Below are 14,040 nucleotides of genomic sequence, written 5' to 3'. Positions count from 1 at the left end.
GCTCCGTATCCGTGAGTCACCGCCGTCCGAGGGGTCTGGATGTCCGGCCGCAGAATCATCCCCCGCGCTCTCCCCCGTACCGCTCCCGCCCTGGCCGCCCTCGCCCTGGCGACCGTCCTCACCGCGGGCTGCTCGACACCGGAACCGCGCGTCACCCGGACCGCCGAGGCGGCGGACGAACTCGTCCGGGGAGAGCCCGCCCCCAGCGCGGCCTCCCCGTACTGGGTCGACCCGAACGGCGACGCGGCCCGCCAGGTGCGCGCCTGGGAGAAGGCGGGGCGCGAGGCGGAGGCGAAGATCCTGCGGCGGATCTCCGGCCGGCCGGTGGCCGACTGGCCCGCGTGGGACGACCCGGCCCCGGGGATCCGGGCCGCCGCGAGGTCCGCGGCCCGCACGAAGAAGACCCTCCTGCTGGTGGCGTACAACATCCCGCACCGCGACTGCGGGCTCTACTCCGCGGGCGGGGCGAAGGACGCGGACTCCTACCGTTCCTGGATCGGGGAGTTCGCCGACGCGATCGGGAACGCGCCCGCGACCGTGATCCTGGAACCGGACGCCCTCCCCCACATCACGGACGGCTGCACCCCGCCCGAGCACCACGCCGAGCGCTACCAGCTCCTCTCCGAGGCGGTGGACACGCTCAAGTCCCAGCCGAACACCCAGGTCTACCTGGACGCGGGCAACCCGGACTGGATCGACGAGCCGGCCAAGATGGCGCAGCCGCTGCGGCAGGCCGGCGTCGACCGGGCCGACGGCTTCTCCCTGAACGTCTCCAACTTCCAGTCGAACGAGAGTGTGAAGACGTACGCCGGCCGGCTCTCCGACGCCGTGGGCGGCTCACACTTCGTGATCGACACCAGCCGCAACGGCAACGGCCCCCTGTCCGGGGGCCGTGAGGAGGCCTGGTGCAATCCGCCGGGCCGGGGGCTCGGCACACCGCCGACCACCGACACCGGCGACGAGCGGCTCGACGCCTATCTGTGGATCAAGCGGCCGGGCGACTCCGACGGCACCTGCCGCGGCGGCCCGCCGGCCGGCGACTGGTGGCCGGAGTACGCGCTCGGCCTGGCGCGACGCGCCGCCTCCTGAGGCGGTCGCGGCGCACCTTCGGGGTCAGCCGACCTTGACCCACTTCGCCTCGGAGGGAACGCCGTCGGTGTCGGTGACGAAGAGCATGTACCAGCCGGACGGCACCAGCGTGGGGTCGTCCGGCACGGTCACGCTCAGCTTGCCGTCACCCTTCTTCAGACCCAGTTCGATGGAACGCTGCTCCACGTCGGTGGTGTGGGTGACGGCGCTCGGCCGCATCAGCCGGGCGGTGGCGATCCGGTCCGCGTCGGCGCTCCCGTACGTGAGCGTCGTGCCGCGCCCGGCGTCCTCGGGGCCGTTCCCGATCACCGGGCGCTTGTCCTTGCCGCGGTGCAGGGCGGGCGGGGTGTAGACCTCCATGCGCTGCTCGAACTTGCCGAGCTTGGTGTTGTCCTTGTCGCCGTAGAGCGAGTCGGAGCCGAAGGTCGCCACCCGCCCGTCGGGCAGCAGCAGCGCCTCGGAGTGGTAGTTGCGCCCCACGGTCGGCTCGGCCGCCTCCTTGAAGGTGTTGGTCCTCGGGTCGTAGGACTGCGCCTTCAGGATGTTGCTCGCCCCGCGGCCCCGGTAGTCCTCGGATCCGCCGCTGGTGAAGACTGTGTCGTCCGGCATGATCACGCTGTTCAGATAGCGCGTCCCCTGTGGCAGGTCGGGGCCCGGTTCGAAGGCCGGGCTGTCCTGCGTGAGGTCGATGACCGCGGTGCGGGCGGTGGACTTCTCGGACTCACCGACCCCGCCGCCGCCCAGCACCATCACCTTCTGGTCCTGCACGGGCGGCAGCAGCAGCGAGGCCGCCGTCTCCAGCTCGTCGGTGTCGGTCAGCCCGGGCACCTTGGTGAAGGTGTTCTTCTTGATGTCCCAGATCCCCGGCTCGCGCCCCTTGTCCGCCGGGCCGTAACCGGCGTTGGCACCCGGGTAGAAGAGCTTGCCGCCCTTTGTCAGGAAGAGCGCCGGGTAGGTCGGGAAGTAGTGGAAGGGTCCCTTGGACCACTTCTTCGTCTTCGGGTCGTAGACCTCGTTGTCGCCCGGGAGGATCGCGCCGACGTCGTCGAGGCCGGAGACGGCCAGCACCTTGCCGTCCTCCAGGCCGACGAGCGTCGGATACCAGCGGGCCTCCTTCATCGGGTCGACCTTGATGTACTTCTCCGCCGTCGGGTCGAACTCGTAGGCGGCGCGGATCCCCTGGAAGTCCTGTTTGTCCATGGTGATCTTCTCGGCGAGGCCGTAGGAGTCAGCGGCGGCCTTGCCCTTCAGCCCGACGATCTCGTACTGGGCGGCGTCCGGCGCCACCGCCTCGGGGCCGTCGTCCACCGCCTCGACGAAGACCCGCTGCTCGGCGGCGGTCACCTTGGTCTTCCACGGCTTCATCTGGCCGCTCTCGAAGTAGTCGACCTCGAACTCGCGCTTGGCCTTGGGGACGGTGACGTCGAACCTGGCCGCGTACTCCACGCCGGAGGCCGAGCGGAAGACCGTGCCCTTCTTGAGCTTCAGCGGCTTGTCGGGGTTCTCGTTCTTGACCCGCATACCGCCGCCGGCCCGCTTCACCTTGTCGTCGAGCACCTCGTAGCGGGCGGTGCCGCCCGCGATCAGGAGGCGGCCGTCGGGGAGCTGGGCGTGGCCGCCGCAGAAGAAGTCCTCGGGGGTGGAAATCTTCCGGAAGGTGTTCTCGGCCGGATCCCACAGGACCGTGTCGAAGGTGCCCGCGTCGAAGTTCTTCTCGTCGTTGCCGGAGCCCGCGACGATCAACACCTTCCCGGAGTGCAGGAGCGCCGCGTGGATCGCGTTGGTCCGGTACTCCTTCGGAATGTCCACGCGCTCCCAGGAGCCGTACTCCGCCTTGTACTCCGGCTGGTCGATCTTGTACGCGTGGTACCTGTCCTCGGCGAAGGACAGGGCCGCGGGAGCGTTCAGCCCGGCGAGCAGCACCACCGCGCCGCCGCCCAAAAGCGTCTTCCTCATCTGCTTCGAGGGCCGGTAGGCCATGGGTCAGTTCCCTCCTGCGGTGGTGGTGGCGGTGTTGCCGACGCTCGCCGCGGTGGTCACCGACGGGACCGGGCCGGCTAGGTAGGCCGGTTCGGGCGGCGGGGGCGCCGGGACCAGGACGGAGTGCGCGGACATGGCGCGCCTGTCCTGCCGGACGGTCCAGGACCACACAGCGACCGGGGCGAGGGCTATCGCCAGGCCCAGCACCGCCCAGGTCCGCATCGCCACATGGGTGTGGTCCAGGTACACCGACGCGGCGAGCGAGGAGAGCAGGACCGCCGCCCAGAAGAGGTGGATACGGAAGGTGAGCAGCCGGTCCGGGGAGGCCTGGCCGCCCTTGGGCGTGACGACGAACCGGCCGTCGGTGCGCAGCACGGCCGAGCCCAGCGACTTCAGGTAGATCGGGGCGGAGAGCGCGGACATGGCCATGCCGGCGAGACCGCCGGAGCCCTCGGGCTCGTGCGGGGAGACGTTGTGCCGGCGGTTCCAGAGGTAGAGCCCGATCTGGAGGGCGGCGGCGTCGCTGTAGAGCATCAGCCAGATGGAGGCGGTGACCTGGGTGCCGGACACCCCGAACCAGAGGAACAGCACGCAGCTGCCCACGCCGAGCAGCCAGTTGACCGCGGTCATCGGGTAGTAGACGAGCATCAGCGTGTAGCTGAGGAGGCGGCCGGGGGGCACCCGGAACAGTGCCTTGCCGTACTGCTTGAACAGCGTCTCGTAGGTGCCCCGGGACCAGCGCAGCTGCTGGGTGAAGAAGTCCGTCCAGGAGACGGGTCCCTCGCCCACGGCGAGCACGTCGGGGGTGTAGACGGAACGCCAGTAGTGCCCGGTGCGCGGGTTGCGGCGGCGGTGGATCTCGAAGCCGGTGGCCATGTCCTCGGTGATCGAGTCGTACAGGCCGCCGACCTGCCGCAGCGCGGCGATGCGCACGACGTTGTTGGTGCCGACGAACATCGGGGCGCCGTAACGGTTGCCCGCGCGCTGGATCAGGGCGTGGAAGAGGAACTGCTGCGACTCGGCTGCCTTGGTGACGGCCGAGTCGTAGTTCCCGTAGACCTGCGGTCCGACGACGAAGGCGACGTCCGGGTCGCGGAAGTAGCCCATCATCCGTTCCAGGAAGTTGGGCATGGGCACGTGGTCGGTGTCGACGGAGGCGAAGAAGTCGTAGTCGCCGCCGTGCAGGGCGATCCAGGCGTTGTAGTTGCCGTGCTTCGTCCTCGCCTTGTGAACGCCCCGGTCACGGTTCCACTCGGGGACCCCGTGCCGGGTGAAGTGGTGGACGCCCAGTTCGGCGCAGAGCATCCGGGCCCCGGGGTCGTCGCCCTCGTCGAGCAGCCAGACGTCCAGCGGGCCGGAGTGCTTCAGGCGTACGGCGCCCTTGAGGGTGGCCCGGACCATGGAGAGCGGTTCCTTGCCGGGGACGTACGTGGTCAGGAAGGCGACCTTGGTGCCGGGCTCGGGCGTCACCGGCACCGGGTCCCGCGCGACGAGCGTGGCGTGCGCGATGGAGACCACGTTGACCAGCATGAACAGCTCGATCAGCGCGATCGACACCAGCATCACGGTGTCGGCGGCGACCAGCCAGCGCTCCCCGTTCTCCCGCTCGGTCCAGTGCGTGGGCCAGACCAGGTACAGCAGCAGGACGCCCGTGAGCACCGGGGCGAGCGTCATCAGCAGGACGGCTCTTATTCGGTGCTTCTCCGTCGAGAGCAGGCTCTTGTACCGCACCCGGTACCCCGACGGTTCCGGGTCCGTGAGCGGACCCGCGAGCCGGCTGTAGGTGTCGTAGTCGTAGCCCTCCGACCGCACCATGCCTCCCACTGTCGAACGGGTTGATATCCCCACAAAAAGGGACAATCAACGGCGTGTCGACTTGGCAGGTCCGAGTGAGCGGTTCTGGATCCGGAACCGGAAAAGCCCCCGGCCGTGTGGCGCCGGGGGCTCTTCGGGTGAACAGGAACAGACGCGGGGCGTCCCGCGCGGACGGGGCGTCAGGAGGCGAGGTGGCGCTCCACGGTCTCGACCTTGGAGGTCAGGCCGTCGGTGACGCCGGGCCGGATGTCGGCCTTCAGCACCAGGGAGACGCGGCCGGCGCGGGCCTCGACAGCGGCCACGGCGCGTTTGACGACGTCCATGACCTCGTCCCACTCCCCCTCGATGGAGGTGAACATGGCATCGGTGCGGTTGGGGAGCCCGGATTCGCGCACGACCCGCACGGCGTCGGCGACGTACTCCCCGACGTCCTCGCCGACACCGAGCGGGGAGACGGAGAACGCGACGATCATGCGCTGACCGTGCCCTCGCGGCGGGCGCGGGCGGCGATGACGCCGTCGGCCTCGTACTGCTTGAGGAGCTTGTCGCCGTAGAGCCCGCCGAAGGGGATCAGGGACAGGACGAAGAAGAGGGCGACGCGCTTGAGCGGCCACTTGGCCTTCATCCAGACGTCGAGCAGGAACACGGCGTAGATCACGAAGAGGACGCCGTGGATCATGCCGAGCGGCATCATCAGGAAGTCGATGTCCGAGACGCGGCTGAGGATCGAGCCGAAGAGGATCAGGGCGGGGAAGGACAGCGCCTCGGGAATCGAGATGAGGCGCAGCCGGTGCAGGGCGGAAGCGGTCTTGATGTCCACAGGGGCACCTTCGGTGGGAGGGTCGCGAGGGCTTGTGAACCGAGGCACAAGCCGCCCCCATTGTGGCATCGTGCCGGGGCGCCTCCGGCGGCGGGGGCCGCCCCGTCCACCGGTGCGCGTATCGCCGTATATCAGGGCCGGTCCGCGTGCGCATCAGGGACGTGACGGTTCCGGAGCCTCTGGCCGGGGCGCGGCCGGGACGGTTACCTTCGTCGCGTGGCGATGTTCCGACTCCAAGGCAGCAAGACGCTCGCCGTCGACCTCACGGGCGATGCCGTCAAGGCGAAGAACGGCTCGATGGTCGCGTACGACGGCCGGATGACCTTCAAGAAGATGTCCGGCGGCGGTGAGGGGATCCGCGGCATGGTGACCCGCCGGCTGACCGGCGAGCAGATGACGGTGATGGAGGTGTCCGGGCAGGGCACCTGTTACTTCGCCGACCGGGCGAGCGAGATCAACCTGGTCTCGCTGCGCGGCGACACCCTGTACGTGGAGGCGAGCAATCTGCTGGCCACCGACGCCGGGCTGCGCACGGGCACGACGTTCACCGGGCTGCGCGGCGGGGCGAGCGGCAACGGCCTGTTCACCACCTCGGTGGAGGGCACCGGGCAGGCGGCGATCATGTCGGACGGCACGGCGGTCCTGCTGCGGGTGTCCCCGCGGTATCCGCTGACGGTCGACCCCGGCGCCTACATCGCCCACCAGGGCAGGCTGCGGCAGAACTTCCAGGCGGGGGTGAACTTCCGGACCCTGATGGGCGAGGGCTCCGGCGAGGCGTTCCAGATCCGCTTCGAGGGCGACGGTCTGGTCTACGTGCAGCCGAGCGAGCGCAATACCGTCGGGGGCGATGTCTGATGCCGTTCCGGGAGATCAACTCCAAGATGGTCGAGGCCACCTTGGCCCCGGGCCAGAAGCTGTTCAGCCAGCGCGGCGCGATGCTGGCGTACCGGGGCGAGGTGTCCTTCACCCCGAACATCCAGGGTGGCCGGGGCGGCGTCACGTCGATGATCGGCCGCCGGGTGGCGGGCGAGTCGACGCCACTGATGACGGTCGAGGGCTCGGGCACGGTGATGTTCGGCCACGGCGGCCACCACATCCAGGTGATCGAGCTGGCGGGCGACACCCTGTACGTGGAGGCCGACCGGCTGCTCGCGTTCGACGGGACGCTCCAGCAGGGCACGATGTTCATGGGCTCGCAGGGCGGGGTGATGGGCATGGTGCGCGGCCAGGTGACCGGCCAGGGCCTGTTCACCACCACCCTCCAGGGGCACGGCGCGGTCGCGGTGATGGCGCACGGCGGGGTGATCGAGCTGCCGATCGCGCCGGGCCGGGACGTCCACGTCGATCCGCAGGCCTACGTCGCTCATCACGGTGACGTGAGGAACAAACTCTCCACGGCCGTCGGCTGGCGGGACATGGTGGGGCGCGGCTCCGGCGAGGCGTTCCAGCTGGAGCTGAGCGGCAGTGGTGCGGTGTACGTCCAGGCGTCGGAGGAGAAGCTTTGAGCACGCCCGTGGTCTTCGACCCGATGACGCTGCCGTCGGACGACAACGTCAACCCGTACACCTTCTGCGTGGAGCTCAAGGGGAGCCGGTGGTTCCTGCAGAAGGGCAAGATGATCGCCTACTACGGCCAGATCCAGTTCGACGGCATCGGGCACGGCCGGCTCCAGCGGCTGGTGCGCTCCAGCTTCCACTCGCCGCTGCACGCGAGCGACTGGGTGGTGGCCGAGGGCAGCGGGAAGATGCTGCTGGCGGACCGGGCGTTCGACGTCAACTCCTTCGACCTGGAGGACGGGAACCTCACCATCCGGTCCGGGAACCTGCTGGCGTACCAGCCGACGATGGCGCTGAAGCAGTCGATCGTGCCGGGGTTCGTGACGCTGATCGGCACGGGGAAGTTCGTGGCCGCGTCGAACGGCCCGGTGGTGTTCATGGAGCCGCCGCTGCGGGTGGATCCGCAGGCGCTGGTGGGCTGGGCCGACTGCCCCTCCCCGTGCCACCACTACGACCACGGCTACCTGACGGGCGTGATGGGCGGTATCCGGTCACTCACGGGGATCGGCGGGACGTCGGGCGAGGAGCATCAGTTCGAGTTCGTCGGGGCGGGCACGGTGCTGCTCCAGTCGAGCGAGGCGCTGATGGCGGAGCAGGCGGTGGGCGTCGTGCCGAACGAGCCGGGTGTGCCAGGTGTTCCGGGCGGCGGGGGTCAACCCGGATCCGCCCCGCGCATGCCCGGCCAGCTGGGGGATCTCCAGCGTCGCTTCGGGTTGTGAGCGGTAGTCTGCGGAGTGTGACGTCGAACGTCTGCGCCCAGCTGTCGGTGCTTGCCGAGGGGCCTGTCGGCACTTCCGCGGGCCGGGGGTGCCGGGCGTCACACCCTCCAATTTCGTCCGGCTTTCAACTTCTTAGGTAGAATCCATATATGGAGACCGAGACGGCCACCCGCTGGCTGAGCGACACGGAGCAGTGCGCCTGGCGCACCCACCTGGACGTCAGCAGGCTGCTGACGCACCAACTGGAGAAGGACCTCCAGCCGTTCGGCCTGACCATGAACGACTACGAGATCCTGGTCAACCTCTCCGAATCGGACGACCAGCGCATGCGGATGAGCGACCTCGCCGCCGCCACCCTCCAGTCCAAGAGCCGGCTCTCGCACCAGATCACCCGCATGGAGACCGCCGGGCTGGTCCGCCGCACCCACTGCGAGTCGGACCGGCGCGGACTGTTCGCGGTCCTCACCGAGCACGGTGCGGAGACCATGCGCAAGGTGGCCCCGCACCACGTCGCCTCGGTGCGGCAGCACTTCATGAACCTGCTGTCCCCCGAGGCGCTCGCCGACCTGCACGCGGCGCTGACCCCGATCGCGGAACACCTGCGCGGCAAACGCGGCAAGCTGTAGGGGCCGGGGGCTGCCGGGCCGCTCAGGCGCGACAGGCCCCCGACAGGCCGGACAGGCCGGCCGTCAGTCCGAGCGCGGCAGCCACAGCCGGAAGGCCGCACCGCCCCCGTCCGCCCGGTGCACCGTCAGCGTCCCGCCGTGGCGCGAGGCGACGTCCCGGGCGATGGCCAGCCCCAGTCCCGCGCCGCCGTCGTCCCGGCTGCGGGCGTCGTCGAGCCGGACGAACCGTTCGAAGATCCGCTCCCGCTCGTCCTCGGGAACACCCGCCCCGTCGTCCCCGACCTCCACCCGCACGCCGCGCCCGTCGGCCGCCACCGACACCACGACGCTCCCCTCGGCGTGCCGCTGGGCGTTGTCCAGCAGATTGCCGACCACCCGGGACAGCTGCCCGCGCGACCCGCTCACCTCGAACGCGGCGCCCTCCGGCACCTCGACGCTCACCACGATCCGGTCCCCGGTCCGCTGCGACACCTCCTCCCGGACCAGCGCGCCCAGCTCCACCGTCGCGCTGGCGGGCTTCTCCCCCGCGTCCAGCCGGGCCAGCAGCAGCAGGTCCGCCGCCAGCACCTGGAGCCGTACGGTGTCGGCGACCGCGCCCGGGAGGTCCAGCAGCTCCGGATGGGCCTCGGCCACCTCCAGCTGGGTGCGCAGCGAGGCGATCGGGGAGCGCAGCTCGTGCGAGGCGTCCGCGACGAACCGCCGCTGCCGCTCCACGGACGCCTCCAGGACGGTGAGCGTCTCGTTCGTCGTCCGGGCCAGCGCCGCGATCTCGTCCCGCGAACCCGGCTCCGGAACCCGGCGGGCCAGGTCCTCGGACGCGGTGATCGCCGCCAGCTCGCGGCGGATGCCCTCGACCGGTCGCAGGGCCCGGCGGGTCACCAGCCAGGTCACCCCGGCGACGACCACCAGGAGCAGCGGCAGCCCGGTGAGCATCGCCCCGCGCACCGTGTTCACCGCCTCCTGCTCCGCGGCGAGCGGTGCGCCCGCGTACACGGTCAGGGTGACCCCCTGGGGGGTGGTCGCCTCGACGGCGGCGAAGCGGTAGTCGGCGGTGGTGCGGTCGACGGTGGCGGTGCCGTCGGAGAAGTCCGGGTCGTCGGAGGAGACCTCACCCCGGCCGGGACGGCTGCCGTCATCATCGTCGGCGGTGTCGTCCCCGTCCCCGTCGTCCTCCCCGTCGCCGGGCGACGGGGAGGCCCCCGCCGGGGCCGGGGTGACGCCGCTCGTGCCGGTGCCGGTAACGGCCCGCAGGTCCTTGGAGACGGTGACGACCCGGCCCTCCTCGTCGGTCACCTGGACCGGGTGGTCCTCGTCGTCCTCCAGTTCCAGTTCGCCGTACGGGGTGCCCGTGGCCAGCTGTCCGGCCACCTCGCGGGCCGCCACCTCGGCCTGGAGGTCCGCCTGGTCGATCAGGTTGGCCCGCAGGACCAGGAGTACGGCGAGGCCCGCCGCCACCAGGGCGACGGCGACGACCAGGGTGGCCCCGAGGGCGGCCCTGGCCCGTACGGACCTCACTTCGCCTCCAGCCGGTAGCCCGCGCCGCGCACGGTACGGATGGCGCTCGCGCCGAGCTTGCGGCGCAGGGTGGAGATATAGACCTCGACGATGTTCGGATCGCCGTCGTAGGCGAAGTCCCAGACGTGCTCCAGGATCTCCGCCTTGCTGACCACCTGGCCCGCGCGCAGCGCGAGTTGCTCCAGCACGGCGAACTCCTTGGCGGTGAGCGTGATCTCGTCCTCGCCGCGGATCACCCGGCGGGCGGCGGTGTCGATGCGCAGGGCCCCGACGGTCAGGACGGGGGCCGCGGTGCCGCCTCCCCGACGGCGCAGCAGGGCGCGGACGCGGGCGACGAGGACGACGTAGCTGAAGGGCTTGGTCAGATAGTCGTCGGCGCCGGTGTCCAGACCCTCGGCCTCGTCGTACTCGCCGTCCTTGGCGGTCAGCATGAGGATCGGCACCTCGTGTCCGGCGGCGCGCAGGTTCGAGCAGACGCGGTAGCCGTTCATGCCGGGCAGCATGATGTCGAGGATCACCAGGTCGTAGACGCCCTCACTCGCCCGGTGCAGCCCCTCCAGGCCGTCGTGCACGACATCCACGGCGAAACCCTCGGCGGTCAGTCCCCTGGCCAGGGACACCGCGAGGCGCTTCTCGTCCTCCACGATCAACAGGCGCATGCGCACAGCCTCGCACCTCAACCTGAAGACGCCTTCAGGTGGCTTCAGGTTGCGTTCAGCATCGTCCCGGCAGTGTGGATCCCGTCGAACAGCACAGCAGCTCTCGGGGAGGAACCTCATGAAGCGCAACGTCACCATCGCAGCGATCACCGCGGCCGTTCTCATCGGCGGCACCGCCGCCGCCACCGTCTCCTTCGCGGACGACGGCGACCGCCGGGGCGGCACGTCCACGCAGCAGTCGGCCGGCACGGACCGGGACGACCGCGACGACCGCGACGACCGCGACGACCGCGACGACCGCGACGACCGCGACGACGACCAGTCCTACACCGACGCGCAGGCCCCCCGGACGGAGGACGGCGCGAAGAACGCCCGGGTCACCCTCGACCAGGCCGTCGCCGCCGCCCTGAAGAGCGTCCCGGGCACGGTCACCGGGGCCGAGCTGGACCGTGACGACGACGACCACGACGGCCGGACGGTCTGGGAGCTGGATGTCCGCGGCTCCGACAAGAAGTGGCACGACGTGAGCGTGGACGCCACCAACGGCAAGGTCCTGAAGACCCGCGACGACGACAACGACGACGACCGGGACGACCGCGCGCCCCGCTCCTCCACCGTCACCCTGAACGCGGCGGCGGACGCGGCGCTGAAGAACGCCCCGGGCAGCATCACGTCGATCGACCTGGACGATGATGATGACGACGACCGCCGGGGCAACGTCCTGCGCTGGGACATCGACATCACGGGCAAGGACGGCAAGCAGCACGAGCTGCGCGTCGACGCGAAGACCGGCAAGGTCACCGTGGACAGCGACGACGACCGGGATGACGACCGCGACGACCGCGCGGACGACCGGAACGATGACCGGAACGATGACCGCGACGACGACCGGGATGACCGGGACGGCGACGACGGCTGACGGAAGCCCGGGCAGACACACGTGACAGGGGAAGGCCCCCGGTAGCGGCACACGCCGCCCCGGGGGCCTTCCCTGCGTGCTCCACGTGCTCAGGAGCCTCCCGTCAGCCCCGCCACCAGCTCGTCCGCCGCCGCGTACGGGTCCAGGCTCCCCGCCACGATGCGCTCGGCCAGAGCGTGCAGGCGGCGGTCGCCGCGCAGGTCGGCGATCTTCTCGCGGAGCGCGGTGACGGCGATCGTCTCGACCTCGTGCGCGGCCCGGGCGGTGCGGCGCACGGCCAGGACACCGTGCTCCTCCATCCAGGCCCGGTGCTTCTCCAGGGCCTCGACGACCTCGTCCGTGCCCTGGCCCCGGGCGGCGACCGTCTTCACGATCGGGGGGCGCCAGTCGCCGGGGCCCCGGGACTCCCCCAGGCCCAGCATGTGGTTCAGCTCGCGGGCGGTGGCGTCCGCGCCGTCCCGGTCCGCCTTGTTGACCACGTACACATCGCCGATCTCCAGGATCCCGGCCTTGGCCGCCTGGATGCCGTCGCCCATGCCCGGAGCGAGGAGCACGACGGAGGTGTCGGCCTGGGAGGCGATCTCCACCTCGGACTGGCCGACGCCGACCGTCTCGACGAGGACCACGTCGCAGCCCGCCGCGTCCAGCACCCGGATGGCCTGCGGCGCGGACCAGGCGAGACCGCCCAGGTGGCCCCGGGTCGCCATAGAGCGGATGTAGACGCCCGGGTCGCAGACGTGGTCCGCCATCCGGATCCGGTCGCCCAGCAGCGCCCCGCCGGAGAACGGCGAGGACGGGTCGACGGCGAGGACACCGACCCGCTTGCCCGCCCGGCGGTAGGCGGAGACCAAGGCCGAGGTGGAGGTGGACTTGCCGACGCCCGGCGAGCCCGTGAGCCCGACGACATAGGCGTGGCCCGCCAGCGGCGCCAGCGCGGCCATCACCTCCCGCAACCGCGGGGACGCCCCCTCCACCAGCGAGATCAGCCGGGCCACCGCACGCGGCCTGCCTGCTCGCGCCTGCTCGACCAGCGTGGGGACATCCACGTCCACGTTCACCGCTCCGTTCGCATCGATCTGCCCCGGGACCCGTACGGGTCCGGAATCCGTACGGGTCCTACTTGCCCGGGACGCGGATGATCAGCGCGTCGCCCTGACCGCCGCCGCCGCACAGCGCCGCGGCTCCGGTGCCGCCGCCGCGCCGCTTCAGCTCCAGGGCCAGGTGCAGGACGATCCGGGCGCCGGACATCCCGATGGGGTGGCCGAGCGCGATGGCGCCACCGTTGACGTTGACCTTGTCCGAGGTGACGCCCAGGTCCTTCATGGACTGGACGGCGACGGCCGCGAACGCCTCGTTGATCTCGATCAGGTCGAGGTCCTCGACGCCGAGGCCGTCCTTCTTCAGGGCGTGCCGGATAGCGTTCGAGGGCTGCGACTGGAGGGAGTTGTCGGGGCCCGCGACGTTTCCGTGGGCGCCGATCTCGGCGATCCAGTCGATCCCCAGCTCCTCGGCCTTCGCCTTGCTCATCACGACGACCGCGGCGGCGCCGTCGGAGATCTGCGAGGAGGTGCCGGCGGTGATCGTGCCGTCCTTGGCGAAGGCCGGGCGCAGCTTGCCGAGGGTCTCCGCGGTCGTCTCGGCGCGGATGCCCTCGTCCTTGGCGAAGAGGACCGGGTCGCCCTTGCGCTGCGGGATCTCGACCGGGGTGATCTCGGCCTCGAAGAGACCGTTCTTCTGGGCGGCGGCGGCCCGCTGGTGGGACTGCGCGCCGATCACGTCCTGGGCGGCGCGGTCGAGACCGAGGCGGCCGTTGTGCTTCTCGGTGGACTCTCCCATGGGGATGTTCTCGTACGCGTCGGTGAGACCGTCGTGCGCCATCGAGTCCAGCATCTCGATCGCGCCGTACTTGTGGCCCTCACGGGACCTGGGGAGCAGGTGCGGGGCGTTGGTCATGGACTCCTGACCGCCCGCGACCACCACGTCGAACTCCCCGGCCCGGATGAGCTGGTCGGCCAGCGCGATGGCGTCGAGCCCGGACAGGCAGACCTTGTTCACGGTGAGCGCGGGGACGTTCATCGGGATGCCGGCCTTGACCGCGGCCTGCCGGGCGGGCATCTGGCCCGCGCCGGCCGTGAGCACCTGCCCCATGATCACGTACTGGACCTGGTCACCGCCGATACCGGCCCGGTCCAGGGCGGCCCTGATGGCGAAGCCGCCGAGGTCGGCGCCGGAGAAGCTCTTGAGGGAGCCGAGGAGGCGGCCCATGGGCGTCCGGGCGCCCGCGACGATCACTGAGGTGGTGGTACCGGTCGTTGCTGGCATGGGCACGGCCCCTTGGGATC

At 70.9% G+C, this 14,040-nt stretch carries 14 protein-coding genes; 6 read left to right on the top strand and 8 right to left on the bottom strand.

Translation table 11 applies throughout. The features are described from left to right. The first annotated feature begins 39 nt into the window (after positions 1 to 39). Complete coding sequence (locus ACZ60Q_RS14020) at positions 40 to 1,089, top strand: glycoside hydrolase family 6 protein (protein WP_469633028.1); 1,050 nt, start codon at positions 40 to 42, stop codon at positions 1,087 to 1,089. 24 nt (positions 1,090 to 1,113) lie between these two features. On the opposite strand, the gene glxA is transcribed toward ACZ60Q_RS14020, so the two are convergent. The 4 genes from glxA to ACZ60Q_RS14000 all read right to left on the bottom strand — a co-directional run bounded on the left by glxA (position 1,114) and on the right by ACZ60Q_RS14000 (position 5,704). Beyond that, positions 1,114 to 3,069 (bottom strand): radical copper oxidase GlxA, encoded by a 1,956-nt coding sequence (glxA, locus tag ACZ60Q_RS14015; protein ID WP_469633025.1) that lies wholly within the window; start codon positions 3,067 to 3,069, stop codon positions 1,114 to 1,116. 3 nt (positions 3,070 to 3,072) lie between these two features. Continuing rightward, positions 3,073 to 4,884 (bottom strand): glycosyltransferase family 2 protein, encoded by a 1,812-nt coding sequence (locus ACZ60Q_RS14010; RefSeq protein ID WP_469633022.1) that lies wholly within the window; start codon positions 4,882 to 4,884, stop codon positions 3,073 to 3,075. A gap of 179 nt (positions 4,885 to 5,063) precedes the next feature. Then, on the bottom strand, positions 5,064 to 5,357 hold the full coding sequence (locus ACZ60Q_RS14005; RefSeq protein ID WP_030079249.1) for an MTH1187 family thiamine-binding protein: 294 nt from the start codon (positions 5,355 to 5,357) through the stop codon (positions 5,064 to 5,066). Continuing rightward, entirely contained in the window at positions 5,354 to 5,704 is a 351-nt protein-coding gene (locus ACZ60Q_RS14000; protein WP_469633019.1) for a DUF3817 domain-containing protein, read from the bottom strand. Before ACZ60Q_RS14000 ends, ACZ60Q_RS14005 begins: the two co-directional genes overlap by 4 nt. A gap of 222 nt (positions 5,705 to 5,926) precedes the next feature. Between ACZ60Q_RS14000 and ACZ60Q_RS13995 the strand changes: the two genes are divergently transcribed. The 4 genes from ACZ60Q_RS13995 (at position 5,927) to ACZ60Q_RS13980 (ending at position 8,605) form a co-directional block, all read left to right on the top strand. Next, on the top strand, positions 5,927 to 6,559 hold the full coding sequence (locus tag ACZ60Q_RS13995; RefSeq protein WP_469633819.1) for an AIM24 family protein: 633 nt from the start codon (positions 5,927 to 5,929) through the stop codon (positions 6,557 to 6,559). Continuing rightward, positions 6,559 to 7,209: an AIM24 family protein gene (locus ACZ60Q_RS13990; protein ID WP_469633016.1), complete on the top strand. Its 651-nt coding sequence runs from the start codon at positions 6,559 to 6,561 to the stop codon at positions 7,207 to 7,209. The genes ACZ60Q_RS13995 and ACZ60Q_RS13990 overlap by 1 nt, the downstream gene beginning before the upstream one ends. Next, the gene (locus ACZ60Q_RS13985; protein WP_469633013.1) at positions 7,206 to 7,979 is read left to right on the top strand and encodes an AIM24 family protein; all 774 of its coding nucleotides are present in this window, start codon (positions 7,206 to 7,208) and stop codon (positions 7,977 to 7,979) included. The genes ACZ60Q_RS13990 and ACZ60Q_RS13985 overlap by 4 nt, the downstream gene beginning before the upstream one ends. Positions 7,980 to 8,128: 149 nt before the next feature. Next, the gene (locus ACZ60Q_RS13980; protein WP_469633011.1) at positions 8,129 to 8,605 is read left to right on the top strand and encodes a MarR family winged helix-turn-helix transcriptional regulator; all 477 of its coding nucleotides are present in this window, start codon (positions 8,129 to 8,131) and stop codon (positions 8,603 to 8,605) included. Positions 8,606 to 8,668: 63 nt separating this feature from the next. Here ACZ60Q_RS13980 and ACZ60Q_RS13975 read toward each other — a convergent pair whose 3' ends face one another. Next, positions 8,669 to 10,120 (bottom strand): sensor histidine kinase, encoded by a 1,452-nt coding sequence (locus tag ACZ60Q_RS13975; RefSeq protein WP_469633009.1) that lies wholly within the window; start codon positions 10,118 to 10,120, stop codon positions 8,669 to 8,671. Then, complete coding sequence (locus ACZ60Q_RS13970) at positions 10,117 to 10,779, bottom strand: response regulator transcription factor (RefSeq protein ID WP_469633006.1); 663 nt, start codon at positions 10,777 to 10,779, stop codon at positions 10,117 to 10,119. The genes ACZ60Q_RS13975 and ACZ60Q_RS13970 overlap by 4 nt, the downstream gene beginning before the upstream one ends. 118 nt (positions 10,780 to 10,897) lie before the next feature. Between ACZ60Q_RS13970 and ACZ60Q_RS13965 the strand changes: the two genes are divergently transcribed. Further along, the gene (locus tag ACZ60Q_RS13965) at positions 10,898 to 11,698 is read left to right on the top strand and encodes a PepSY domain-containing protein (protein WP_469633004.1); all 801 of its coding nucleotides are present in this window, start codon (positions 10,898 to 10,900) and stop codon (positions 11,696 to 11,698) included. An 89-nt stretch (positions 11,699 to 11,787) separates the two neighbouring features. Here the strand turns inward: ACZ60Q_RS13965 and meaB are convergent, their stop codons facing one another. Beyond that, the gene (meaB, locus tag ACZ60Q_RS13960; RefSeq protein ID WP_469633001.1) at positions 11,788 to 12,756 is read right to left on the bottom strand and encodes a methylmalonyl Co-A mutase-associated GTPase MeaB; all 969 of its coding nucleotides are present in this window, start codon (positions 12,754 to 12,756) and stop codon (positions 11,788 to 11,790) included. A gap of 58 nt (positions 12,757 to 12,814) precedes the next feature. Further along, positions 12,815 to 13,990 (bottom strand): acetyl-CoA C-acetyltransferase, encoded by a 1,176-nt coding sequence (locus ACZ60Q_RS13955; protein ID WP_469633816.1) that lies wholly within the window; start codon positions 13,988 to 13,990, stop codon positions 12,815 to 12,817. Positions 13,991 to 14,040: the final 50 nt, after the last annotated feature.

The sequence above is a fragment of the Streptomyces sp. NPDC104313 genome (assembly GCF_055583985.1).
Note: the sequence above shows the minus strand (reverse complement) of the source record. Positions and strands in the feature narration are given on the sequence as shown.

Coding starts and splice junctions, on each gene's coding strand:
- ACZ60Q_RS14020 (WP_469633028.1), top strand. CDS start 40: ATGTCCGGCCGCAGAATCATCCCCCGCGCTCTCCCCCGTACCGCTCCC.
- glxA (WP_469633025.1), bottom strand. CDS start 3,069: ATGGCCTACCGGCCCTCGAAGCAGATGAGGAAGACGCTTTTGGGCGGC.
- ACZ60Q_RS14010 (WP_469633022.1), bottom strand. CDS start 4,884: ATGGTGCGGTCGGAGGGCTACGACTACGACACCTACAGCCGGCTCGCG.
- ACZ60Q_RS14005 (WP_030079249.1), bottom strand. CDS start 5,357: ATGATCGTCGCGTTCTCCGTCTCCCCGCTCGGTGTCGGCGAGGACGTC.
- ACZ60Q_RS13995 (WP_469633819.1), top strand. CDS start 5,927: ATGTTCCGACTCCAAGGCAGCAAGACGCTCGCCGTCGACCTCACGGGC.
- ACZ60Q_RS13990 (WP_469633016.1), top strand. CDS start 6,559: ATGCCGTTCCGGGAGATCAACTCCAAGATGGTCGAGGCCACCTTGGCC.
- ACZ60Q_RS13980 (WP_469633011.1), top strand. CDS start 8,129: ATGGAGACCGAGACGGCCACCCGCTGGCTGAGCGACACGGAGCAGTGC.
- ACZ60Q_RS13970 (WP_469633006.1), bottom strand. CDS start 10,779: ATGCGCCTGTTGATCGTGGAGGACGAGAAGCGCCTCGCGGTGTCCCTG.
- ACZ60Q_RS13965 (WP_469633004.1), top strand. CDS start 10,898: ATGAAGCGCAACGTCACCATCGCAGCGATCACCGCGGCCGTTCTCATC.